17 protein-coding genes are annotated in these 21,739 nt (G+C 62.8%); 9 read left to right on the top strand and 8 right to left on the bottom strand.

The window, feature by feature from the left end; translation table 11 throughout:
* Positions 1-26 precede the first annotated feature (26 nt).
* Complete coding sequence (locus tag A3OO_RS22695; RefSeq protein WP_018409170.1) at positions 27-2,120, bottom strand: beta strand repeat-containing protein; 2,094 nt, start codon at positions 2,118-2,120, stop codon at positions 27-29.
* Between the two features lie 458 nt (positions 2,121-2,578).
* On the opposite strand from A3OO_RS22695, the gene A3OO_RS0117605 reads away from it, so the two are divergent.
* A complete protein-coding gene (locus A3OO_RS0117605; RefSeq protein ID WP_018409171.1) occupies positions 2,579-4,171 on the top strand; it encodes a methyltransferase regulatory domain-containing protein in 1,593 nt (530 codons plus the stop codon).
* A 115-nt stretch (positions 4,172-4,286) separates the two neighbouring features.
* Here the strand turns inward: A3OO_RS0117605 and A3OO_RS0117610 are convergent, their stop codons facing one another.
* Entirely contained in the window at positions 4,287-4,742 is a 456-nt protein-coding gene (locus A3OO_RS0117610) for an MgtC/SapB family protein (RefSeq protein ID WP_018409172.1), read from the bottom strand.
* A gap of 290 nt (positions 4,743-5,032) precedes the next feature.
* On the opposite strand from A3OO_RS0117610, the gene A3OO_RS0117615 reads away from it, so the two are divergent.
* Genes A3OO_RS0117615 through A3OO_RS0117625 form a run of 3 tightly spaced genes read left to right on the top strand, consistent with a single transcriptional unit; the run spans position 5,033 to position 8,536 of the window.
* Positions 5,033-5,578 (top strand): cytochrome c oxidase assembly protein, encoded by a 546-nt coding sequence (locus tag A3OO_RS0117615; protein ID WP_026223110.1) that lies wholly within the window; start codon positions 5,033-5,035, stop codon positions 5,576-5,578.
* A gap of 12 nt (positions 5,579-5,590) precedes the next feature.
* Positions 5,591-8,143 carry a cytochrome c oxidase subunit I gene (gene ctaD / locus A3OO_RS0117620; RefSeq protein ID WP_018409174.1) on the top strand — a complete coding sequence of 851 codons (2,553 nt, stop codon included), beginning with the start codon at positions 5,591-5,593 and terminating at the stop codon, positions 8,141-8,143.
* A 3-nt stretch (positions 8,144-8,146) separates the two neighbouring features.
* Complete coding sequence (locus A3OO_RS0117625; RefSeq protein ID WP_018409175.1) at positions 8,147-8,536, top strand: hypothetical protein; 390 nt, start codon at positions 8,147-8,149, stop codon at positions 8,534-8,536.
* Positions 8,537-8,711: 175 nt separating this feature from the next.
* On the opposite strand, the gene A3OO_RS0117630 is transcribed toward A3OO_RS0117625, so the two are convergent.
* Positions 8,712-9,233, bottom strand: coding sequence for a hypothetical protein (locus A3OO_RS0117630; RefSeq protein ID WP_018409176.1), 522 nt, complete (start codon positions 9,231-9,233; stop codon positions 8,712-8,714).
* Positions 9,234-9,552: 319 nt separating this feature from the next.
* Here A3OO_RS0117630 and ppsA point away from each other — a divergent pair, with 319 nt between their 5' ends.
* From ppsA to A3OO_RS21855, 4 genes are all read left to right on the top strand, one after another.
* A complete protein-coding gene (gene ppsA, locus A3OO_RS0117635) occupies positions 9,553-12,015 on the top strand; it encodes a phosphoenolpyruvate synthase (RefSeq protein ID WP_018409177.1) in 2,463 nt (820 codons plus the stop codon).
* Positions 12,016-12,119: 104 nt separating this feature from the next.
* Complete coding sequence (locus A3OO_RS0117640; protein WP_018409178.1) at positions 12,120-13,190, top strand: calcium:cation antiporter; 1,071 nt, start codon at positions 12,120-12,122, stop codon at positions 13,188-13,190.
* Between the two features lie 113 nt (positions 13,191-13,303).
* On the top strand, positions 13,304-13,795 hold the full coding sequence (locus A3OO_RS0117645) for a cupin domain-containing protein (RefSeq protein ID WP_018409179.1): 492 nt from the start codon (positions 13,304-13,306) through the stop codon (positions 13,793-13,795).
* A gap of 366 nt (positions 13,796-14,161) precedes the next feature.
* Complete coding sequence (locus A3OO_RS21855) at positions 14,162-14,704, top strand: DUF992 domain-containing protein (protein ID WP_018409180.1); 543 nt, start codon at positions 14,162-14,164, stop codon at positions 14,702-14,704.
* 66 nt (positions 14,705-14,770) lie between these two features.
* Here A3OO_RS21855 and A3OO_RS0117655 read toward each other — a convergent pair whose 3' ends face one another.
* The 3 genes from A3OO_RS0117655 to A3OO_RS0117665 form a co-directional block, all read right to left on the bottom strand.
* Positions 14,771-15,778, bottom strand: a complete 1,008-nt coding sequence (locus tag A3OO_RS0117655; protein ID WP_018409181.1) for a DUF4331 family protein — start codon at positions 15,776-15,778, stop codon at positions 14,771-14,773.
* Between the two features lie 110 nt (positions 15,779-15,888).
* Positions 15,889-16,764, bottom strand: coding sequence for a 3-hydroxyisobutyrate dehydrogenase (mmsB, locus tag A3OO_RS0117660; protein WP_018409182.1), 876 nt, complete (start codon positions 16,762-16,764; stop codon positions 15,889-15,891).
* Positions 16,765-16,766: 2 nt separating this feature from the next.
* A complete protein-coding gene (locus A3OO_RS0117665) occupies positions 16,767-18,263 on the bottom strand; it encodes a CoA-acylating methylmalonate-semialdehyde dehydrogenase (protein ID WP_018409183.1) in 1,497 nt (498 codons plus the stop codon).
* 99 nt (positions 18,264-18,362) lie between these two features.
* Here A3OO_RS0117665 and phhA point away from each other — a divergent pair, with 99 nt between their 5' ends.
* Positions 18,363-19,241: a phenylalanine 4-monooxygenase gene (phhA, locus tag A3OO_RS0117670; protein WP_018409184.1), complete on the top strand. Its 879-nt coding sequence runs from the start codon at positions 18,363-18,365 to the stop codon at positions 19,239-19,241.
* 180 nt (positions 19,242-19,421) lie between these two features.
* Here phhA and A3OO_RS0117675 read toward each other — a convergent pair whose 3' ends face one another.
* Together A3OO_RS0117675 and hmgA are read right to left on the bottom strand one after the other, a co-directional pair.
* Complete coding sequence (locus A3OO_RS0117675; RefSeq protein ID WP_018409185.1) at positions 19,422-20,441, bottom strand: fumarylacetoacetate hydrolase family protein; 1,020 nt, start codon at positions 20,439-20,441, stop codon at positions 19,422-19,424.
* Complete coding sequence (gene hmgA, locus A3OO_RS0117680; protein ID WP_018409186.1) at positions 20,438-21,739, bottom strand: homogentisate 1,2-dioxygenase; 1,302 nt, start codon at positions 21,737-21,739, stop codon at positions 20,438-20,440. The genes A3OO_RS0117675 and hmgA overlap by 4 nt, the downstream gene beginning before the upstream one ends.

Here is a 21,739-nt window from a genome sequence, read left to right on the forward strand (position 1 = left end):
TATGTGCTTGATCTTCACGATCATGATCACCAGGCCAGGGTCACGCCGGCGCGACCGGCGACGCCGCCGTATTTCAGACCCGCGCCAATGCCGGCATTGACCACCATCCAGTCGTTCACGCGCATTTGCGCCTGAGCGGCAAGGCCGTACTGACCACGGAAGGTGCCGAAGTTGCCGGTGACCGAGAACCATTTGTGGTCCGGCAGGTAGCTGGCGCCGCCGAGCGCGACGGCGACAGCCGTGCCCTCGTAACCGCGCTGCACCGATCGGCCGAGGTCATACACGCTCTGCGACAGGCCCAGGACGCCGGCCTGAAGACCGGCGATGTCCTGCGGACCGAAGGCCGAAGTCGCGAGATGACCCTGGGCATCCGTGGTGGTGAACTTGGTCACACCCACCTGCGAGGCCAGGCTCGCAGCTGAGGTGATACCAGGCGCTTGGTAGGTATTGGCCGCCGTCCCGAGCATGATCTGGTTGTTGGCGGTGTTGGTCGCGCCAGCGCCCAAAGCCGTCGAACCGTTGAAGCCCGCGGCGCTTGAGTTGGCGCCGATGGCGGTCGAGCCCACGGTTCCGTTGGTGTTGGCGTTCAAGCCGATCGACGTCGAACCAATGCTGCCGACCGAGGTCGCGCCCGAACCCAGGGCTGAAGAACCCGCGCTGAGGTTGGCGTTCGCACCGGTGCCGAAGGCTGACGAACCAGCGCTGGCGACGGCCGTCGCGCCCGTGCCGAAGGCCGAGGAGCCAACGCTCAGGCTGGCGTCGGCGTCGGTGCCGACTGCCGACGACGTGTTGCTAAGGTTGGCCTTAGCATTGGTGCCAAGCGCTGTCGAACGAATGCTCGGCGCCAACTTCGTGCCCGCCTGCGCGCCAGCGCCGAACGCGGAGTTCTTCGAGGCGCCGGGTCCAAACGCCGAGGCGCCGTCGCCAACCGCCACGCCGCCGTCATTCGCCAAGGCGCCCGCGCCGATCGCGACAGAGCCAAGCGACACAGCGCCGGTGCCGATCGCGATCGCGTTAGCGCCCGTGCCGGCCGTGGCGCCAGTACCTAGGGCAACGCCGTTCAAACCGGTGGCGGAGCTTCCGGTGCCTCCTGCGAAGGAATTGACGCCTGCCGCATTATTTCCCGTGCCGACCGCGGTAGAATTGACAGCCGTTGCGTTGTTAAAGCTGCCCAACGCCGTGGACGACGCTTTCGTGGCGTTGTTCGCGGAGCCAAAAGCTGCTGAGGTAAATCCGTTCGCTTGGTTGTTGTTGCCGACGGCGGTCGAGAACGTGCCGTTCGCGGTAGTGTTGGCGCCGATGGCGACGTCCTCGAGGCCGAGCGCCTGGGCGTTCGAGCCGCCAATCGCCGTGGAGAAGTCTCCCGCGGCTTTGGTGCCGGCGCCGAGCGCCGTGCTGGCGTTGGCGATGGACTGCGCATTGGTGCCGAACGCGGCAGAGTTGTTCTTGCCCGTCGCCGTGGAACCGTCGCCAACCGCGGTGCCGCCGTTGGAAGCAAGAGCAGCCTTGCCTATGGCGACCGAATCCGTCGCCTTTGCGCCGGTGCCGATGGCGATGGCGTCGGTACCGTTCTTTCCTGCCTCGGAGCCGGTTCCGATCGCAATCGACCCATCGCTAAATGTTTGCGCACCGCTGTTGACAACCTTGCCGCCGATAAACTGAGCGCCGCCAATAGCTACGGCGCCCGAACCGTTCGCCTTAGCGCCGAAACCATTCGGAGCGTTGCCGATGGCGCTACCAATCGCGATCGCAGTATCGCCATTAGCCACGGGACCATTGAAGAAGCTGCCGTTGCCGACAGCAATGCCGTTCGTGCCGTTGACAGTCGGGCCAGCGCCGAAACCCGGGAAGCTGCCGCCGACCGCGGTGCCGCCACTGGCGTTAACCGAAGCGCCCAAGCCGCAGGCCGTGCCTCCTGTGCTGCCGCCGTCGTTAGATCCGGTAAACCCAATAAGAGGCGGAAGGGTGCCGCCGATGCCATTGGCGCATTCCAACGCGCTTGCCGACGTCGGAGCAAAAGCGACGCCCATCGCCACGGCGGCGGAGCCGCCCATCAACGCGCGACGGAGTGCGATGGAACCATTTTTGGGCTTGATGAGTTTCTGAGACAGTTTGGTCATAGGTCAGTTCCCATTCCTTGGACTGCGAAGAGCACCTAACCGCGAATTTGCCGAGCCGCGGGAGAAGTGGTCTCGACGAATAAAATTGAGACGGGCATGCACAGTCAACGAGGAACGCCCTGTTTGGCGCTTGCTTTGACCACATTTCGGGCAGCTGTGATAAATAGGAGACAGTGCGGGAGGCGCGCAGAAAAGCTCAACGAACTCGCAAGCTAATCGCAAATCATTGAAGTGAACGGCTGAACCCGCCGCACCATGAATGTGGCCTCGTAGAACTACGTAGGTCGGCTCCTGACGGGCGGCTTGCCTCCTTCGAATATCGTTAACGAGCGACTCCTGCGTTTGAAGACGGTTAACAACCGATTCTCGACCGACGATCGCGACGCGAATCTCGCGACATTGCAAATTCGCCGGGCCAAGTGGAGAATGAATCTCCTTTGGGCTCCGGAAACTTGCTTATGACGACTCACTTCGGAACGGCCGTGCAGGCCGCCATTGCGCGCAACGCCGCTTCCTATGACGATCTTCCTTATGTCTCGCATCCCTTTCCTCAGACTCATCCAGCACGGCTCGGCGCGGTCGCACGCATCTTCAAGCTCGCGGCGCCGGACCTCTCCCGCGCCCGCGTGCTCGAACTCGGATGCGCGGCTGGGGGCAATCTCATTCCGCTCGCGGCCCGTCACCCCGACGCTTATTTTTTAGGCGTCGACCTCTCTGAGCGGCAGATCGAGGAGGGCCAGGCGCGAGCCGCCGTCCACGGACTCTCCAACCTCAATCTGCGTCGGCAAAGCCTGACCGACCTCCGATCCAAGGACGGCGGCTTCGACTATATTATATGTCACGGCGTCTACAGCTGGGTGCCCGAGCAGGTGCGCGACGCCATTTTGCGGATCGCGCGGGAAAATCTCGCGCCAAACGGCGTCGCCTTCATCAGCTACAATGTTCAGCCCGGATGGCGGCTGCGACAGACCTTGCGGGATGCGCTGGGGCTGCACGTAGGATCGCAGGGCTCGCTGCGCGAGCGCGTCGCCCGCGCCCGCGAAATGCTGTCCTTCTTGGAGCAGAACACGCCGGCGGAGACGACCTGGGGACGGATCTTCCGCGCCGAGGCGAATAGTCTGAGAAACGCCGACGACTCATACATCGGACACGAGTTTCTCGAAGACTGCAACGAACCGTGCAGTTTCTCGGAGTTCATGGCGAGCGCGGGGGGCCGCGGACTCGCCTATCTCGGCGAGGCGGCGCTTTCGGCAATGATGCCAGAGAACATGAATCCGGCCGCGGCGCCCCTGCTGCGCGCGCTGGCGGGCGACAATCAGGTGTCGCTGGAACAGCACATGGACATTTTCACCGGCCGGACCTTCCGTCAGACCCTGCTCATTCATAAAGAGCGGGAAGGCAAATGCGTCCGCAGGATCATGCCGGATGCGATTGAGGGGCTGCATTTCACGGCGCGGTCGGATTTCGACTTTGCGCGCGAAGAAGACGGCGCGGCGATCTTTGCCGAGGGGTCCGGCGCGTGGTTCTCGACTCGGGACGTAGACGTTCGCAGGGCCATCGAGGCGTTGATCGCGCGGCTGCCAGATTCGAGCTCGATCGAAGAACTCGTCACAGTGATGGAGGTGCGCGGCGCTTCTGTCGACGAAGCGATGCGCTCCAGGATCGCCGACGCGCTGCTGCGCATGGTTCTTGTCGGCCTCGCAACCGCCTCGACGGAGCCTTTCCGCATGGCGCGCTCGCTTTCAGCGAAGCCTGTCGCCTGCCCGATGCTGCGGGCCGACGCGGCCGCCGGCGTGTTGCACTCCGCGAATCTGCGCCACGAAACGATTCGGCTCGATGTCGTCGCCCATGTGGTGACGCCGCTGCTCGACGGAAGCAACGACCGCGACGGCTTGATCGCCGCGACAATCGCCGCGGCGGATGCAGGCCGCGTGACCTTTCAGCGCGCCGGTCAGACAGTGGTCGAACCGGCCGATGTCGCCGCCTGCGCCGCCGAGCACGTCGATCGCGTGCTCGGCCACCTTCAGAGCAACGCCTGCCTCGTCGCCTGAGGACCGCCTCCAAGGTCGAGGGCGGATCAGCAGCGCCTCGACCGCGTCATCTGGCGGAGCGGCGAGTGGCCATCTCGGATTCCTCCGGTGAGGCGACGCTCAGCAGCTGGTCCCGCTACGAACTCTCATCTTCCTTGCCGCGGGAACTCTCATCGACGAGCGTATTCTCGAGCGGCGTGATCGCCCTGAGCGTCAGAAAAGTGAATATCGCGATCGCAACCGCAACGTCGTAGCTGCCGAGACCAACCGAGGCGCCTATAGCGCCCGTGGCCCATAGGCTCGCCGCCGTCGCCGTTCCTTTAACCATGGCGCCTTGCTTGAGAATGGCGCCGCCGCCGATGAAACCAATTCCGGTGATGACGCCTTGGATGATTCTCGCCATGCCGTCAGGCGAATTCGCCATGTATTGCTCAGCGGCCTGGACAAATCCGCAGGAGGCAAGAGCGACGAGCGGAAAGGTACGGAGCCCTGCGCTGCGCTCTTCTCGCTCCCGATCCCAGCCGATCGGCAAAGCGAGCGCATAGGCGCCCGCCAGCGCCGCAAGATGGGGAAGTATTTGAAATTTGTCCACGTCAAAGCCGCTTGCTGCCCCAAGCCTACAGTAGGCGACGAGGCAGACGTTTCAATACGCCACCAGCTCTGGATTGATCCGAGCGCTGGCCAATATGCTCCCTATCCGCAACTCGCACCAACGAAGCGATGAGCAGAGCGAAATTGGCGATTGCATCGACGGCTGACGTCGCTCCCAGCGTCCAGGCCTTCTCAGATTCGCGAGCGAAAATCGCCGTCGCGATCATCGTCGCTTGCGCGGTCGCGCTTGTCGCTTACGCGGGTCCAGGCCTCGGACCTCGCGCGTCTCACATGGCGACGCACATCATACTCATGAGCGCGCTCGCGCCTTTTTTGGCTGTGCTGTCGATAAGGTTTGCGTCGGCTGCGGTCCTTACGACCGGTCGCGCGCTGGCGATCATCACCGCGGCGCAGCTTGCCCTGCTCTATGCGTGGCATGCGCCGGGGGCGTCGGCCTATGTCGAGCGGCATCCAACCGCGCATCTCCTGATGCACGCGTCGTTGCTGACGGCCGCTCTGCTGTTCTGGCTGGCGATTCTCGGCGATACGGGAGTCGCGCGTTGGCGCGGCGTCGCGGCGCTCGCGATCACCGGAAAGCTCGCCTGCCTCCTCGGCGTGCTTCTTGTGTTCGCGCCGCGCGTTCTCGACACAAGCGCGGCGAGTTGGGGAGCGACCACAGAGACAATGTTGGCGGATCAGCGCCTTGCCGGTCTGCTGATGCTAGCGGCCTGCCCGGCAAGCTATGTCCTCTCCGGCGTTTGGATCGCATCCCGATGGCTGCTTGCTTTGGAGGACGATCGCTTGCGGGCGCGTTCCGATCGTCCGGACGGCGCCTAGGGCGCCGCCTCGATGCCTGAACGCCAAAGCAACCCCAAGAGCCTTCCAAACGAAACGCCGCGGCCGCCTGGCGAACTTGAAGAGCTCGAGCGCGCCTGGGCCTATCCGCCGGGGTGGCGAAAAATCAGCGAGATCAACAACAGTCTCGTTGGCGTCATTTATATCGGCGCGGCCTTTCTGTTCTTTTTGCTGGCGGGCGTGCTGGCGCTGATCATGCGCGTCCAACTTTCGCACGGCGACAACCAATTCATCGGACAGGATCTCTACAACCAGATCTTTACCGTGCATGGCACGACGATGATGTTCCTTTTCGCCGTTCCTGTGATGGAGGCGCTGAGCGTCATCCTGCTGCCGCAGATGCTGGCCGCGCGCGACCTGCCCTTTCCAAGGCTCAGCGCCTTCGCCGTTTGGGCCTATGTGATCGGCGGCCTCGTGTTCTTCTCGACGATCTTCTATGGACTCGCGCCGAGCGGCGGCTGGTTCATGTATCCGCCGCTGACGCTGACCAAGTTCTCGCCGGGAGACAACGCCGATTTCTGGCTGCTCGGCATCGGCTTCATCGAGATATCTGCGATCGCTGGCGCGATTGAAATCATCGTCGGGATGCTGCGCACGCGGCCGCCGGGGATGACGCTCGACAAGATGCCGCTCTTTGGCTGGTCGATGCTGGTCTTTGCGGCGATGATCGTCTTCGCCTTCCCCGCCGTGATCCTCGCGACGATGATGCTCGAGATCGAGCGGTCCTTCGGCTGGCCCTTCTTCAATGCGGCCCAGAGCGGCGATCCGTTGCTGTGGCAGCATCTCTTCTGGTTCTTCGGGCACCCGGAGGTCTACATCATCTTCCTGCCGGCGGCCGGTCTCGTCTCGATGATCGTGCCGACGATGGCGCAACGGCCGCTCGTCGGTTATCGGCTCATTGTCGTCGCGCTGATCGCCACGGGCTTCTTCAGCTTCGGCCTTTGGGTGCATCACATGTTCAGCACCGGCATACCGGCCCTAAGCCTCGGCTTCTTTTCGGCGGCGAGCATGGCGGTCGCCGTGCCTTCCGGCATTCAGGTCTTCTCCTGGATCGCGACGATCGCCGCGGCGCGCGATCGATTCAGACTCTCTACGCCGTCGCTGTTCATCCTCGGATTTCTTTTCATCTTCGTGGTCGGAGGTCTGACGGGCGTGATGGTGGCGGTCGTGCCGTTCGATCTCCAGGCGCATGACAGCTATTTCATCGTCGCGCATTTCCATTACGTGCTCGTCGGCGGCATGGTGTTTCCGCTCTTTGCGACCTTCTACTACTGGGATCCGATGATCAGCCGGAACCGGCTTTCGGAGCGTCTTGGGCGCTACGTGTTCTGGCTGATGTTCATCGGCTTTAACGTCGCCTTTTTCCCCATGCACATCTCTGGTCTTCTCGGCATGCCGCGGCGGGTTTGGACCTATCCAAGCGCCATGGGCTGGGACACGCTCAATATGATATCGACGATCGGCGCATTCATTCTCGCGCTTGGCGTTCTGGTGTTCGTCGTCGATATTTTCGTGCGCTTCCGGCGCGACTGGGAGACGCAGCGAACGCAGACCAATCCCTGGAACGCCGGAACGCTGGAGTGGCTGCCGAGCGATCTCTATTCGATGCGCAGCGTTCCGATCGTCACGAGTCGCTACCCTCTATGGGATCAGCCCAATCTCGCCGAAGACGTCGCCGCGGGCGCCTATTATCTGCCGAACGCCGCCACCGGACGGCGCGAGACGATCGTCACCTCGCCCATCGAGGCAAGACCGGAATATCTCCTGGAAATGCCGGGACCGGGCTGGGCGCATTTGTTCTCCGCGGTCTTCACGGCCGCTTTCTTTCTGCTGCTGACGGTGAAGGCCGTTGCGATCGCGCTTGTCTGCGGCGCGGCAGCCATCTTCGCCACGCTCGTCTGGTGCTGGCAGCTCGACCCGCCGCCGCGCGGACGCGTCGCGATCGGCGGCGGGATCAGTCTGCCCACCTATATGTCCGGACCTTCGTCACATGCCTGGTGGGCGATGATCGTGCTGATCCTCGTCGCCGGCTCTCTCTACATCGCCTTCATCTTCTCCTACCTCTATCTTTGGACCGTCAGCCCGGGGGTTTGGCCCATCGCGGGCGCTTCGCCGCTTCCAGACCTGCGCTGGGCGGCGAGCGGCGCATCGCTGATGCTTCTCAGCATTCTTGCGTTCTGGATGGCGGACCATGCGCTTCCAAAGCCCGGTTCGGTCGGCCTTGCAGCGGCGCTTCTGATGATCGCCGGCGCGCTGTGCCTCATCGCCGGCGTCGGGATAGCGGGCTATGCGCAATGGCGATCCGGCCTGCGACCCGGGGAAAACTCCTACGGCGCCATGGTCTATCTGGAGATCGTCTTGACAGGTCAGCTCGTGGCGACTGTCGCGGTGATGACCGGATTCGCCTTGGCGCGTCTCTTCACGGGGAAACTCGATGCGCAGCGACGCGTATCATTCGAAAGCGCGGCGCTGCTGGCTTACTACACAGCCGCGCAGGGGCTCCTCGGATTTCTGCTCATTTATGGCTTTCCGCGAATGCTGGAGTAGACGATGTCGCGTGCAGGCAAGGCTGAGCATCCTCGCTGGTCTCTGACGACGATCATCGCCTTTCTGCTCGCCGGTCCCATCGTCTGGGGCCTGCATTTTCTTTTTGTCTATGGCGGGCACACGCTGATGTGCGTGCTCGGCTGGTCAAGCGAGCCGCAAATCATACGGGCGAGCGTGATCGCGGCGGGCGGCGTCGCGCTAGCGCTTCTAGTTTTCCTCGCGCGGGCGGCGCGCCGCTGGCGCCGCTCTGTGGTGGAGAGCGACGGCGACGCCGCCCTGTCAGCGGAATTTCAGATGCGTGCGACGTTGCTGCTGATCTTGCTGTCGAGCGCCGGCGTGTTGTGGTCGACTCTCGCAGCTTTCTTCATCGCTCCCTGCCAGACGTTGCGATGAAGTCGCCCAAATGAGTAAAGAGTGGCGCGCGGGGCTGCCCCTGGGGATGCCGGGCTGACGCGCTGCGCAAGGCGCGGGACGCCGCCCATCGGTTTGCGCGCGCACGAGTCAAATTCCAGACCGGGCCGGATCGGCCTACGCTGATCACGACCCTCGGGCGTCCAAGTTTTGGACTCTAGGCCGCAGGCTTCGCCTGTTCGGCGACTTTGACCGGCAGCTGCGTCCGAATCGCATCGACGATCCTTTGAACTGAGGCGTCGGCCTCACTGGCGCGCTTCTCCGCGGCGATGGCCCGCTGCTCCATCGCCGTAAGTTCGGCCTGCCGCGCCGCGAGCTGCGACTGCACCCCTTCGAGATCTTTTCGCGTCTGGATGAGGGCCGCGGAGAGCTCGGCGGCTTCCGACTCGGATTTGCGCAGCGCAGCTTCGGCGCGATCGCCCCGGTCTTCGGCGCGCTCCAGCTTCTCTCTTACCGCATTAGCGGCGCTATGCGCGCGCGCCACCGCCTGAGCGGACTGCTTTTCGAGCTCCTTGATCGCCGCGGCGGCCTGGGACACGAGATCCAGCGCCGCCGTGGCGTCGTCAGTGGCGCGCGGCCGCTGACGGACAGGAAAGTTCTGCGCCGGCGGCGCCAGCGGCCTGTTGTCCCCTCTCGGGATGATTTCGTCCATCACCTGATCCAGATCCAGCGAATCCATTTACGCCTCCCGCCATCGCACGAACTGGGTTGGGCCAGCCGTCCAATCAGATTCCTATTATGGACAAGAATCCGGCCAAATCTCGACCATTAGGTCAAGTTTTAACCATAACCTGCGGGGTAAGCGTTTTCCTAGGACAGATCGGCCTCCAAGGGCCAATGCTTAAGCTACTAGGAGCGCCGATGCGACTGAAAACGTGCCTTGTTCACACAAATTCTGTGTAAGCGCTCAATATCACCGCGCAGCTGTAATAATTATGGCGCAATAGCCCAGGGACCTCACGCACGCACCCTTACCAAAAGAGCTCGTCATGAATAGAATGGCCGACTCCACCATTTCCAAAGAGACAAAGCCGGCGCATTCGGCATCCGGGAAATTTATTCGTTTTTTCAATGAGGTGAACATCGCCGACGTCCCGCTGGTGGGCGGCAAGAACGCCTCGCTTGGCGAAATGTACCGGGAGCTGACGGCCAAGGGCATCCAGGTGCCCAATGGCTTCGCCGTCACCGCCGAAGCCTATCGCTACACGCTCGATGCAGCGGGCGTCTGGACCGCGCTGAAAGAGGCGCTCGAGGGATTGGACCCGTCTGACGTCGATGATCTCGCCAAGCGCGCCGCGCGCGCCCGCGACATCGTTTATGGCGCGCAGACGCCCCCGGACGTCGAGGCCGAAATCCGCACCGCCCTAGCCCGCCTCACCGACGAATATGGAGCCGATTTGACGGTCGCGGTGCGCTCGTCGGCGACGGCGGAAGATTTGCCGAGCGCGAGTTTCGCCGGACAACATGACACCTATCTCAATGTGCGCGGCCCCGCCGCCGTTCTCGACGCTATCCGTCACTGCTTTGCGAGCCTGTTCACCGACCGCGCTATCCGCTATCGCATCGACAACGGATTCGATCACTTCAAAGTGTTCAACTCCGTCGGCGTAATGAAAATGGTGCGCTCGGATTTGGCGGCGTCCGGCGTCATCTTCACGATCGACACCGAAAGCGGATTTGAGGACGTTGTCTTCCTCACCGGCGCCTACGGCCTTGGCGAAAACGTCGTGCAGGGCGCGGTCGACCCCGACGAATTTTACGTCTTCAAGCCCACCTATCGGCAGGGCAAGCGCGCTATTTTGAAGCGCGCGCTGGGCGCAAAAAAAATCAGGATGGTCTTTTCGGATCGGGGCCGGGCGACGACGCGCAACATCCCCACCGACGCCAAGGAATGCGAGAAATTCTGCATCTCCGACGAAGAGGCGCTGACGCTCGCCGGCCAGGCGATCGAGATCGAGGACCATTATAGCGCCAAAGCCGGCGCGCGCCGCCCCATGGACATCGAATGGGCCAAGGATGGTCTCGACGGCCAGCTCTACATCGTTCAGGCCCGCCCCGAAACCGTCGCGTCGCGCCGCGACCGGAACATCGCCGAAATCTATAAGGTGACGAAGCACGGCGCGGTGAAAGTCGAAGGGCGCGCCGTCGGCGCAAAGATCGCCAGCGGCAAGGCGCGCGTGATCGAGCACGCCAGCGAGCTTTCAACATTCGTTCCCGGCGAGATCCTCGTCGCCGATACGACGTCGCCCGATTGGGGAACGGTGATGAAATCGGCCGCGGCCATCGTGACGAACCGCGGCGGTCGCACGTGCCATGCGGCGATCGTCGCGCGCGAACTTGGCATTCCGGCGATCGTCGGCACGGACGCCGCGACGCGGCTCATTCGCACCGGCGACATGATCTCGGTGAGTTGCGCCGAGGGCGACGCCGGAAAGGTCTACGAAGGGCCCATCGCCTTCGAGGTGGAGCGCGTCGACCTGTCGACTCTGACGACGCCCGCCACGCATGTGATGATGAACGTCGGCAATCCCGATATCGCCTTCGGCCTTGCGGCGCTGCCGAACGACGGCGTCGGCCTCGCGCGCATGGAGTTCATCATTGCGGACTCGATCAAGGCGCATCCCATGGCGCTCGTTCACCCGGAGCGGCTCGGAGATCGGGAGCGCGCCGAAATTGCGAGGCTGACCGCAAATTATGCAAGTCCCAGCGAATTCTTCGTGAAGCGCCTGTCCGAAGGCGTCGGCACGATCGCGGCGGCGTTTTATCCAAAGCCTGTCGTCGTGCGCATGTCCGACTTCAAGAGCAATGAATATGCCTCATTGCTCGGCGGCGAGGTTTTCGAAATGCATGAAGCCAATCCGATGATTGGCTTTCGCGGCGCATCGCGCTATGCCCACCCTGCTTACCGGGAGGGTTTCGCGCTCGAATGCGCCGCAATGATCCGCGTGCGCGACGAGATGGGTCTGACGAACATCAAGCTGATGATTCCCTTCTGCCGCCGGATCGAAGAAGCGGAGAAGGTCATCTCGCTGATGAGCGAACTCGGTCTCGAACGCGGCAAGAACGGGCTCGAGATCTACGTGATGTGCGAAATTCCAAACAACGTCATGCTTATCGATCAATTCTCCAAACATTTCGACGGTTTTTCGATCGGCTCGAACGATCTGACGCAACTGACGCTCGGCGTCGACCGCGACTCCGAAATCGTCGCCTTCGACTTCGACGAACGCGACGAGGGCGTGAAAGAGATCATTCGTTTGGCGGTCGAAGGGGCCAAGCGCAACGGGCGGCACAGCGGCATTTGCGGCCAGGCGCCCTCGGATTATCCAGAGATCGCCGAGTTTCTCGTGCGCTTGGGAATCGATTCGATCAGCCTCAATCCCGACACGGTTTTGCAGACCACAAGACGCATCGTCGATTTGGAGAAGCGTCTTGGTCGAGGGCCGAGAAAGACGGATTGACCGCTCTGCGCATCTCTTAGATTGATCTGGATCGCCGTTCACGTTTGGCGCCCGCGCCAAGCGTGGACCGACTGTGGCGCGCGTCGCCAAATAGAGGAAAGCAAATGATCGCAGCCGGCTACGGGAAAGTCCTCGCGACGATGGCTCCAGCCGCCGGACTTGTGGGAGTCGCCGCGGCGCTGCATTTCGCCGAAGCCGGACCAATCGTCAATTTCATCGCCGCGGCTTTGGCCCTGGCGAGCGTCGCGCATGTGATTGGCGAAGCCACCGATCAGCTTGGCAATCACCTCTCGCCGGCGGCGACGGGCATTGTTCAGTCGGCGGTCGGCAATCTTCCCGAATTGTTCGTCTGCATCTTCGCGCTCAGGGCCGGGCTGCTGACCGTCGTGCAGGCTTCGCTGATCGGCTCCATTCTGTCGAACGCGCTTCTTGTCCTGGGCCTCGCTTTTATCGCCGGAGGCTGGAGGCGCGGCGTTCTTCACTTCGAAAGTCAGACGCCGCGGATGATCGCGACGCTGCTTCTGCTGGCGGTGTCGGCGTTGGTGCTGCCGACGCTCGCGCAGGAGTTGCACCTGCCGAGCGGCGCCCATGAGCAGGAGCTCGCCGTCGTCTGCGCGATCGTGCTTCTTTTCGTTTTCGTTGTGCTCACCCAGGCGATGCTCAGTCAGGGGCAGCGTGCGTTGCCGGCTGAAGCGCATGCGCGCGTGCATGCATGGTCGCTCGGCGCCGCGATCGCCGTTCTCGCCGCCTGTGGCGGCGCCGCCGCCTTCGTCTCGGACTGGTTCGTCGACGCGCTCGGTCCAGCGATTGAAATCTTGGGCATCAGCGAGGCCTTTTCCGGGCTCGTCATCGTCGCCATCGCCGGCAACGCCGTCGAAAATGTCGTGGGCGTTCGGCTCGCGGCTCAGGGCAAGGCCGACCTCGCGGTCAGCGTCATTTTGAACTCGGCGCTTCAGGTCGCCGTCGCGCTGATTCCGATTCTGGTGCTCGTCAGCTTTGCGATGGGCGGCGCGGCGCCGTTCACGCTCGCCATTCCGCCGATTCTTGCGGCGGCGCTGTTTCTTTCGGTGTTGGTGGTCACAGTGGTCACCGTCGACGGCCGGGCGGACATCGTCGACGGGGCCGCGCTGGTCGGTCTTTACGTCATCGTCGCGACGATCTTCTGGTGGGGATAGCCTGTCCCTGGCGACAACGCGCTCTCGCCCTATATCTCTCGCCCTGAAGGGGCCGCGGGCCGACGCAGCCTAGCGTCGTGCGAGAAGACAGATCGCGGCGGTGGGAGGGACTCATGAAAGCAAGAATAGCATTCGTTGTCGCTGGCGCGCTCGCCTGCGGCGGAGCGGCTCAGGGCGGCGCAGTCGAAGCGCATCGCGCATTTCTTCCGCAGAGCATGCAATGGGAGGCGGCGCCGAGTTCGCTGCCGGGCGGCGCCGAAATGGCGGTGCTGTACGGAGATCCCAGCCGAGAAGGCGACTTCGTCGTCAGGATCAAGGCGCCCAAAGGCTACCGCGTCCCGCCACACGCGCATCCCAAGGCCGAGCTTGTCACGATCATCTCCGGCGCATTCAGTTTCGGTCGAGGGCAGGCGGCCGACCGCGCCACGGTCGAAAAGCTCCCGGCGGGAAGCTTCATTTCAATGCCCGCCGGCGTGCTGCATTACGTTTTCGTCGATGAGGACTCAGTGCTCCAGATCAACGCAACCGGTCCTTGGCAGATCGACTATTACGATCCGAAAGACGACCCGCGGCTGAACATTGCGCCTGCGGGAACTGTTCGCTAAGCGGGAGACGCTTCAAAGAAACGGCTCCCGCCTTTACATCCGAGGTCGCGAGCCGTTCCGTGTAGGGCTACCGCTGGCAGCGGCCGCCTCTCGGTAAAAACGTAGGCCCAGGACAATTGAAAGCAAGCAGGGCCGTTGCGCGCGCTCCCCGCCATCGGACGCGCAAGGAACATAATTTCAGCGCGAGATTTCGGCGCCGGATCGCTCCGGCGCGAAGCCGCGCTCCGTTAGGCTCGGACGCGATCCGCTGTTCGCAAATGTTCCTGTGACTGCCCAAGGACTTCCTTGCGGGGTTACTTTTTGCGTTTTTCGCCATTAAAGTCCCGCCGCGCGGCTTAGTTCCGCACCCATCAATTGGAGTCGATAATGTCTCATTTCTCGCTCGGCCGCGCGATGTGCGCGATATCTTTCATCGCACTGTCGTCCAGCGCCGCCATGGCTCAGTCGGTGCAAGTCGGCACCCTTCTCTGCCATGTTTCCGGCGGCGTCGGCATGATCATTATGGAGAATCAGGCGCTCGACTGCGTATACACGGACGCTAAAGGCAGCCCGCCCCAGCATTACATCGGCAGACTGACCAACGTCGGCGCCAATATCGGCATCAGCGGTCCGGGCCAGATGATTTGGACGGTTCTCGCGGCCACCAACAGCGTGGCGCCCGGCGCGCTGGCCGGAGACTATGTGGGCGCGGAAGGGTCGGTCGCCGTCGGCGCCGGCGCCGGCGGCGCGGTCCTTGTCGGCGGCTCGAACAAGACCATCTCGCTGCAGCCCGTTTCCGTCTCCCTTGGCACCGGCCTCAATGTTTCCGCCGGCATCGGCAATGTCAGCCTGCAATATATGCCGGTGACCCCGCCGCCGCCGCCGCCCGCGCCGGCCGCCAAGCCGAAGAAAACTCGCGCGCACCGGTAATCTTTGACGACGCAACGGACAAAAACGGGCGCGCCGCCGGCGCGCCCGTTTTTTTGCGCCTGCGATCTACTTCGCGTGCGGCGTTCCGAGATAGGGGAACTCTTTCAGAGTGTCGGTATGCGGCTCCAGCCCATCCGGCGGGATGTCGCCCTTCGAGAGAAAGGACAACCGGAAATTGATGACATCGTCGGCGAAGGTGCGGCCATTGGGATAGCCCGCAGGCTTGGTGGGATCGAAGCTCAGCATATCGGGTAGAATGCCGTGCTCGTCGATCGCCGTAATCGCGTCGTCCCTCGTGTAGTCGCCGGTATGGCCCATCAGATGGATGAACAGCTCGAGCCAGCGCGCGCGGTCGTTGACGGGTTCGCTGGCGTTATATTCTTCCTTCGTTTCGTCGGTATTGAAAAAGCTGCTGACCGACGGATGGCCGGCGCGATCGGCATGAATCAGCTTGCCGTCCTCGCGCACGCTGCACCGTCCCCAGATTCTGACCCCGGGATTGCCCCCAAGAGCGCTCGTCGGCATTTCGACGACCGTCGAAAGCACATTGGCCTCGGTGTTTGAATCCTTTCCAGTCCAGGGAGACTTGCCGCCAAGATGCGGCGCAGTGAAATTTCTGCCGCCGGACGTGTCGTACAAGGCCAGAATGCCGTCGTAGTCGAAAAAGAACGCGTCGCTACGAACGCCTGTGAAGAAGGTGAAATCGCCTGCCCGCACGATGTTCGGCTTGGGCCCGAAGGAGACTTCCGCGCCGGAGACGATCTTCTCGCCCACAGGTTCGGGAGAATGCGACTCTGCGCCCCGCGCCAGGTAAACGTCGAAGGTCTGCCTGCCGTTTTCTTTGGGCGAGAACACATAGCTGATCGCAATATCCGTCAGGCAATCGCCGTCATTATCGATATTCAGCCGGTAGATGGCGTCGGGATGAAATTCATCGCAAGCGGGATTGGCGTTGAGGATGATCGCCGACCGAGTCGGATCGCTTGGAGACTGGAAGGCGTAGAGATCGCAGAGATCCAACCTTTGATCGCCAAGCGGCGGACCGAGACTGAGGCCGGTAAAATGATTCGACACGTGTCGCCTCCTATAAAGACGTGGAGAGAATGTGCGGCTGATCGTTGCAAGCGCCTGCCGGCGCACGCTATGTCGTGTTTGTTTCAACATCAAGATTGTTCGAAATCGCTTTATTCGCCGCGAATCAGTCTGATGATGCTCGAAAAATCGGCGCCGCCCTGGCCAGCAGACTGATGGAGCGCATAGAGCTGCGTCGCGGCGGCCCCGAGCTGAGAGGCCGCGCCAACCTGCGCGGCGGCTTCCTGCGCGAGTCGCAAATCTTTCAGCATCAGGGCGGTCATGAAGCCGGGTTTGTAGTCATTGTTCGCCGGCGACGCAGGGGTCATCTCCGGCACGGGACAATAGGTCGTGAGCGACCAGGACTGGCCCGAGGAAATCGACGCAGCGTCGAACAGCGCCCTGTGCGAGAGGCCGAGCCTTTCCGCGAGCACGAAAGCCTCGGCCGTCGCGATCATCGTGACGCCGAGCATGAGATTGTTGCAGATTTTCGCCGCCTGCCCCATACCGGCGCCGCCGCAATGAAGCACATGCGCGCCCATATGTTCGAGGATCGGCTTCGCCGCCGCGAACGCCTCCTGCTCGCCGCCGCACATGAAGGTCAGACTCGCCGCTTTCGCGCCGGCGACGCCGCCCGACACCGGCGCATCGACCGAGAGCGCGCCGCTCTCCTGCGCCAGCCGATGCGCGGCGCGCGCGCTTTCGACGTCAATCGTGGAGCAGTCGATGAGAAGCTTGCCGCGCGCTAGCGGCGCGATTTCGCGCCAGACGGCAAGCGTCTGATCGCCGCTTTGCAGCATGGTGATCGCAACGTCAGCGCCCTCGATCGCATCGCGCAGGGAATTCGTCGCGACGACCCCCTCCCGAGCGGCAGTTTCGACGAGCGATACGTTGAGATCGAAGCCTCGCGTCTCGACCCCGGCGCGGGCCAGCGCCGTCGCCATCGGACGGCCCATGTTGCCCAGACCGATGAAAGCCGCGCGCGTCATGGCTAGGACAAGGTCGGCATGACGAAACTCGCGCCGGTCCGGACGCCGCCCGGCCAGCGCGATGCTACCGTCTTCGTCTTTGTATAGAAGCGGATCGCGTCCGGCCCGTGCTGATTGAGATCGCCGAACATCGAGCGCTTCCAGCCGCCAAACGTGTAATAGGCCAGCGGCGTTGGGATCGGCACATTGACGCCGACCATGCCCACTTCGACGCGGGAGGCGAATTCGCGCGCCGCATCGCCGTCGCTTGTATAGATCGCGACGCCATTGCCATATTCGTGATCATTGGCCAGCAACAGCGCCTCATCGAAGCTGCGCGCGCGCACCACGCAGAGCACCGGGCCGAAGATTTCCTCCTTGTAGATCCGCATCTCCGGGCGCACCTCGTCGAACAGACATCCGCCCATATAGAAGCCGTTCTCATAGCCTTGCATTTTGAAGCCGCGTCCGTCGACGCGGAGTTTCGCGCCCTCCCCGACGCCAATCGCGACGTAATCCTTGACCCGCTCCAGATGCGCGCGCGTGATCAGCGGGCCGAAATCCGCTGAAGGATCTGTCGAAGGCCCGACGCGCAGATTTTCAACCCGCGGCTCGAGCCGGGCGACCAGAGCGTCGGCGGTTTCTTCCCCGACCGGCACGGCCACCGAGATCGCCATGCACCGCTCGCCTCCGGAGCCATAGGCGGCGCCGATGAGGGCGTCGACCGCCTGATCCATGTCGGCGTCAGGCATGATCACCATGTGGTTTTTCGCGCCGCCGAAACACTGCACGCGTTTTCCGTGGGCGGCGCCGTGCGCATAGACATATTCGGCGACCGGCGTCGAACCGACGAAGCCGATGGCCTTGACGTCAGGGTCTTCGAGCAGCGCGTCGACCGTTTCCTTGTCGCCGTTGACGACATTGAGAACGCCCGGCGGCAGGCCGGCTTCGAGCATCAGTTCGGCCAGAAACAAGGGCGCGCCGGGATCGCGTTCGGAAGGCTTCAGAATGAAGGAATTGCCGCAGGCGATCGCCGGGGCGAATTTCCACATCGGAATCATCACCGGAAAATTGAATGGCGTAATGCCGGCGACGACGCCGAGCGGCTGGCGCATCGAATAGACGTCGAGGCTGGCCGCCGCGGAATCGGTAAATTCGCCCTTCATTAGATGCGGAACGCCGATGCAAAATTCAGCGACCTCGACGCCGCGCTGGATCTCGCCCTGCGCATCGGCGAGCGTCTTGCCGTGCTCGCGCGCGAGAATCGCCGCAAGCCTCTCCTTCTCGCGCCCGACGAGATCGACGAATTTCATCAGCACGCGGGCTCTGCGCTGCGGATTGACCGCCGCCCATTCTCGCTGCGCCGCGGCGGCGTCGGCGATCGCCTCCCGCACCTCGTCGCGGCTGGCGAGCGGCACGCGCGAGATCGCCGCGCCCGTCATCGGCTCATAGGCGTCGGTGAAACGGCCCGACCTTCCCTTGACTCGGCGTCCGCCGATAAAATGCGAAAGCTCTTCCATGTTCGCTCATCTAAGGCGCGTCCGGCCGTTGTCATCTCGCAAGACGAGACTGCGCGCCTATATGTTGGAGAGAGACGGCTTCCACGACGGACACCCGCGATGGGACTGCAGCTCGCGAGCGAAAGCAAGAATCGATACGCGCAGGCGCCGCGACAGGCGGACTGGACGATAGATCAGAACTGGGCCTCCTACAGCGACGAGGAACACGATCGCTGGAACAGGCTGTTCGCCCGCCAGGCGAAGCTCTTGCCCGGCCGAGCCTGCGACGAATTCCTGGAGGCGAAGCAACAGCTCGAACTGTCGCGCTCCGGCATCCCGGATTTCGCGGATCTTAGCCGCCGATTGGGGGCCATGACCGGCTGGAGCGTCGTCCCGGTGGCCGGGCTGATTCCTGACGACGCCTTCTTCGATCATCTCGCCAATCGGCGCTTTCCCGCCGGCGCATTCATTCGCCCGGAGTCGGAGCTTGAATATCTGCAGGAGCCCGACGTTTTCCATGACGTCTTCGGGCATGTGCCGCTCCTCGCCAATCCGACGTATGCGCGCTTTCTCGAAGCCTATGGCAAGGGTGGCCGACGGGCGCTCGCGCGCGGGCAGCTCCACAATCTCGCGCGGCTTTACTGGTACACGATCGAATTCGGTTTGATCGAGACGCCGAAAGGGCTGCGCATTTTTGGCGCTGGAATCATGTCCTCGCCTTCGGAGACGATCTTTTCGCTGGAAGACTCGTCGCCAAACCGCGTCGCCTTCAACCTCGAACGCGTCATGCGAACGAATTACATCATCAGCGACTTCCAGCAGACATATTTCGTCATCGAAAGCTTCGAGAAGCTTCTCGCCGACGGTTATCAGGATTTTGATCCGATCTATGATCGCCTGCGCGACGTTTCCGACTTCGCCGCGCATGAGTTGGCTCCGGGAGACCGCATCATCTCGCGCGGCGATCTCCATTATTTTCGCGCCAAGCGCAGCGCTTAATCCTAAGCGTAATCGGGTTGAAGAATTGTTTTCCTCACCCTCATGCTGAGGAGGCTCCGCAGGAGCCGTCTCGAAGCACGAGGGTGAAGGAAAAAATTCGCGAAAACGGGCTTCCTCGCCCTTCGAGACGCGTGCCGCGCACGCTCCTCAGGATGAGGAAGCCCTTCACCGATCGTCCTGTTAACCCTGAGGCCCTGAAGCGGCCACCTGTTGCTCGATGGCGCCGAAGATCGAGCGCCCATCGGCGGCGCGCATCTCGATGCGCACTACATCGCCCGTCGTCAGAAATGGCGTGCGCGGCGCGCCCTCAATGAGCTTCTCGACCACGCGCTGCTCGGCGATGCAGGAGTAGCCGTCTCCGCCCTGCGCAATCGGCCTACCTGGCCCGCCGTCGGCGTCCCGGTTGGAGATGGTGCCGGAGCCGATGATCGTTCCGGCGCTAAGCGCGCGCGTGCGCGCCGCATGCGCGATGAGACGCGGAAAGTCGAAGGTCATATCCTTTCCGGCGTCCGGCCGGCCGAGCGGCGCGCCATTGACGAAGGACAGCAGCCGCAGCGACAGCCGCTCGCCGTCCCAAGCGTCGCCAAGCTCGTCAGGCGTCACGGCGACTGGAGAAAAAGCGGACGCTGGCTTTGACTGAAAAAAACCAAAGCCTTTTGAAAGCTCCGGAGGGACCAGCCCGCGCAAGGTCACGTCATTGACCAGCATGACGAGCCTGATGTGATCGCGCGCCTCCTCTGGCGTCACGCCCATCGGAACATCGTCGGTGACAACCGCAACTTCGGCTTCGAGATCGAGATCGTGTTTTTCGTCGAGCAAGGGAATGGCGTCACGCGGGCCAAGGAAGACGTCGGAGCCGCCCTGATACATCAGCGGATCGCTCCAAAAACTCTCCGGCATCTCGGCGCCGCGCGACTTGCGAACGAGCGCGACATGATTGACATATGCCGAACCGTCCGCCCACTGATAGGCGCGCGGCAGCGGCGAGGCGCAATCCTGCTCGCGAAAGGGAAAGCTCTCTCGAAGTCCGCATTCGAGCCGCGCCGCCAGCGCCCGCAGCTCCGGCGCGACGGCGTCCCAATCTTCGATCGCCGATTGCAGGGTGGGCGCGATGAAGCCTGCCGCAACAGCCCGCGTGAGATCGCGCGAGACGAGGATGAGAGCGCCGTCCCGTCGGCTCTTCAGGGATGCGAGCTTCACGGTCCATTGCCGGTAAAGTTGCGGCGCAAATCCGACCAGCACTCCGCGTAATCTTGATGAAGGGTGTCAAGCGACATGGCGAAAGAGGTCGGATAGAGCGGCAGTCGGGACTCGAACATAAAGGCGAGAGCGTCGTCGATCTTCACCGGGCCAAGATCGGCCTGAGAGGCCTGCTCAAAAGCCTCGGCGTCCGGTCCATGCGGCAGCATCGCATTGTGCAGCGACATGCCGCCGGGCTCGAAGCCGGACGGCTTCGCGTCGTAGCGTCCGTAAATCAAGCCCATGAACTCGCTCATAATGTTCAAATGATACCAGGGAGGCCGGAACGTATGTTCGGCGACTTGCCAACGCGGCGGGAAAATCGCGAAATCGACGTTGCCCACGCCGCTTTCGTCTGAAGGAGAGGTCAGCACCGTAAATATCGACGGATCGGGATGATCGAACAGCACGGCGCCGACCGGACAGAATTTTCGCAGATCATATTTATAGGGCGCGTAATTCCCATGCCAGGCGACGACGTCAAGCGGCGAATGATCGAGGTCACAGCGATAGAAGCGGCCGCCCCATTTGACGCGGAGGCGGCAGGGCGTTTCCTTGTCTTCGAACGCGGCGGTCGGCGAAAAGAAGTCGCGCGGATTGGCGAGTCCATTCGCGCCGATCACGCCGCGATAGGGCAATGTAAACGGCGCGCCGTAGTTTTCACAGACATAGCCGCGAGACGGGCCGGCCGAGAGCTCAACCCGAAATTTCACGCCGCGCGGGACGACGCATATCTCACCAGGAGAGCACTCGATGAGGCCGAACTCGGTGAAGATGCGTAGGTCGCCGAACTGTGGGACGATCAGCAACTCGCCGTCGGCGTTGTAGAAGTAGTCGTCGGACATCGACTGGCCGGCGAGATAGAGATGCGCCGCCATGCCGACTCTCAGGCTGCAATCGCCCGCCGTCACGATGGTGCGCATTCCTTCGATGAAGGAGCCTGCGTCTTCTGGGACGTCGCTCGCGCCCCAGCGCAGCTGCCCGAGCGGCGCGTCAACATCGCGGCAGGGCGCGGTTTCCCAGTGGCTCCGCTCGATATGCTTCGGATTGCGGACGTGAAGAACGGAAGGTCGTATCCTGTAAAGCCAGGAGCGTTTGTTGAGAGGGTTCGGCGCGGTGAATGCGGAGCCAGACAATTGTTCGGCGTAAAGCCCGTAAGGGCACCGCTGCGGCGAGTTCTGCCCCATCGGCAACGCGCCGGGCAGAGCTTCGCTCTCGAACTCATTGCCGAAGCCATGCAAATAGCGCGTGGGCGACAT

Source organism: Methylocystis rosea SV97, from assembly GCF_000372845.1.
Classification (GTDB): Bacteria; Pseudomonadota; Alphaproteobacteria; order Rhizobiales; family Beijerinckiaceae; genus Methylocystis; species Methylocystis rosea.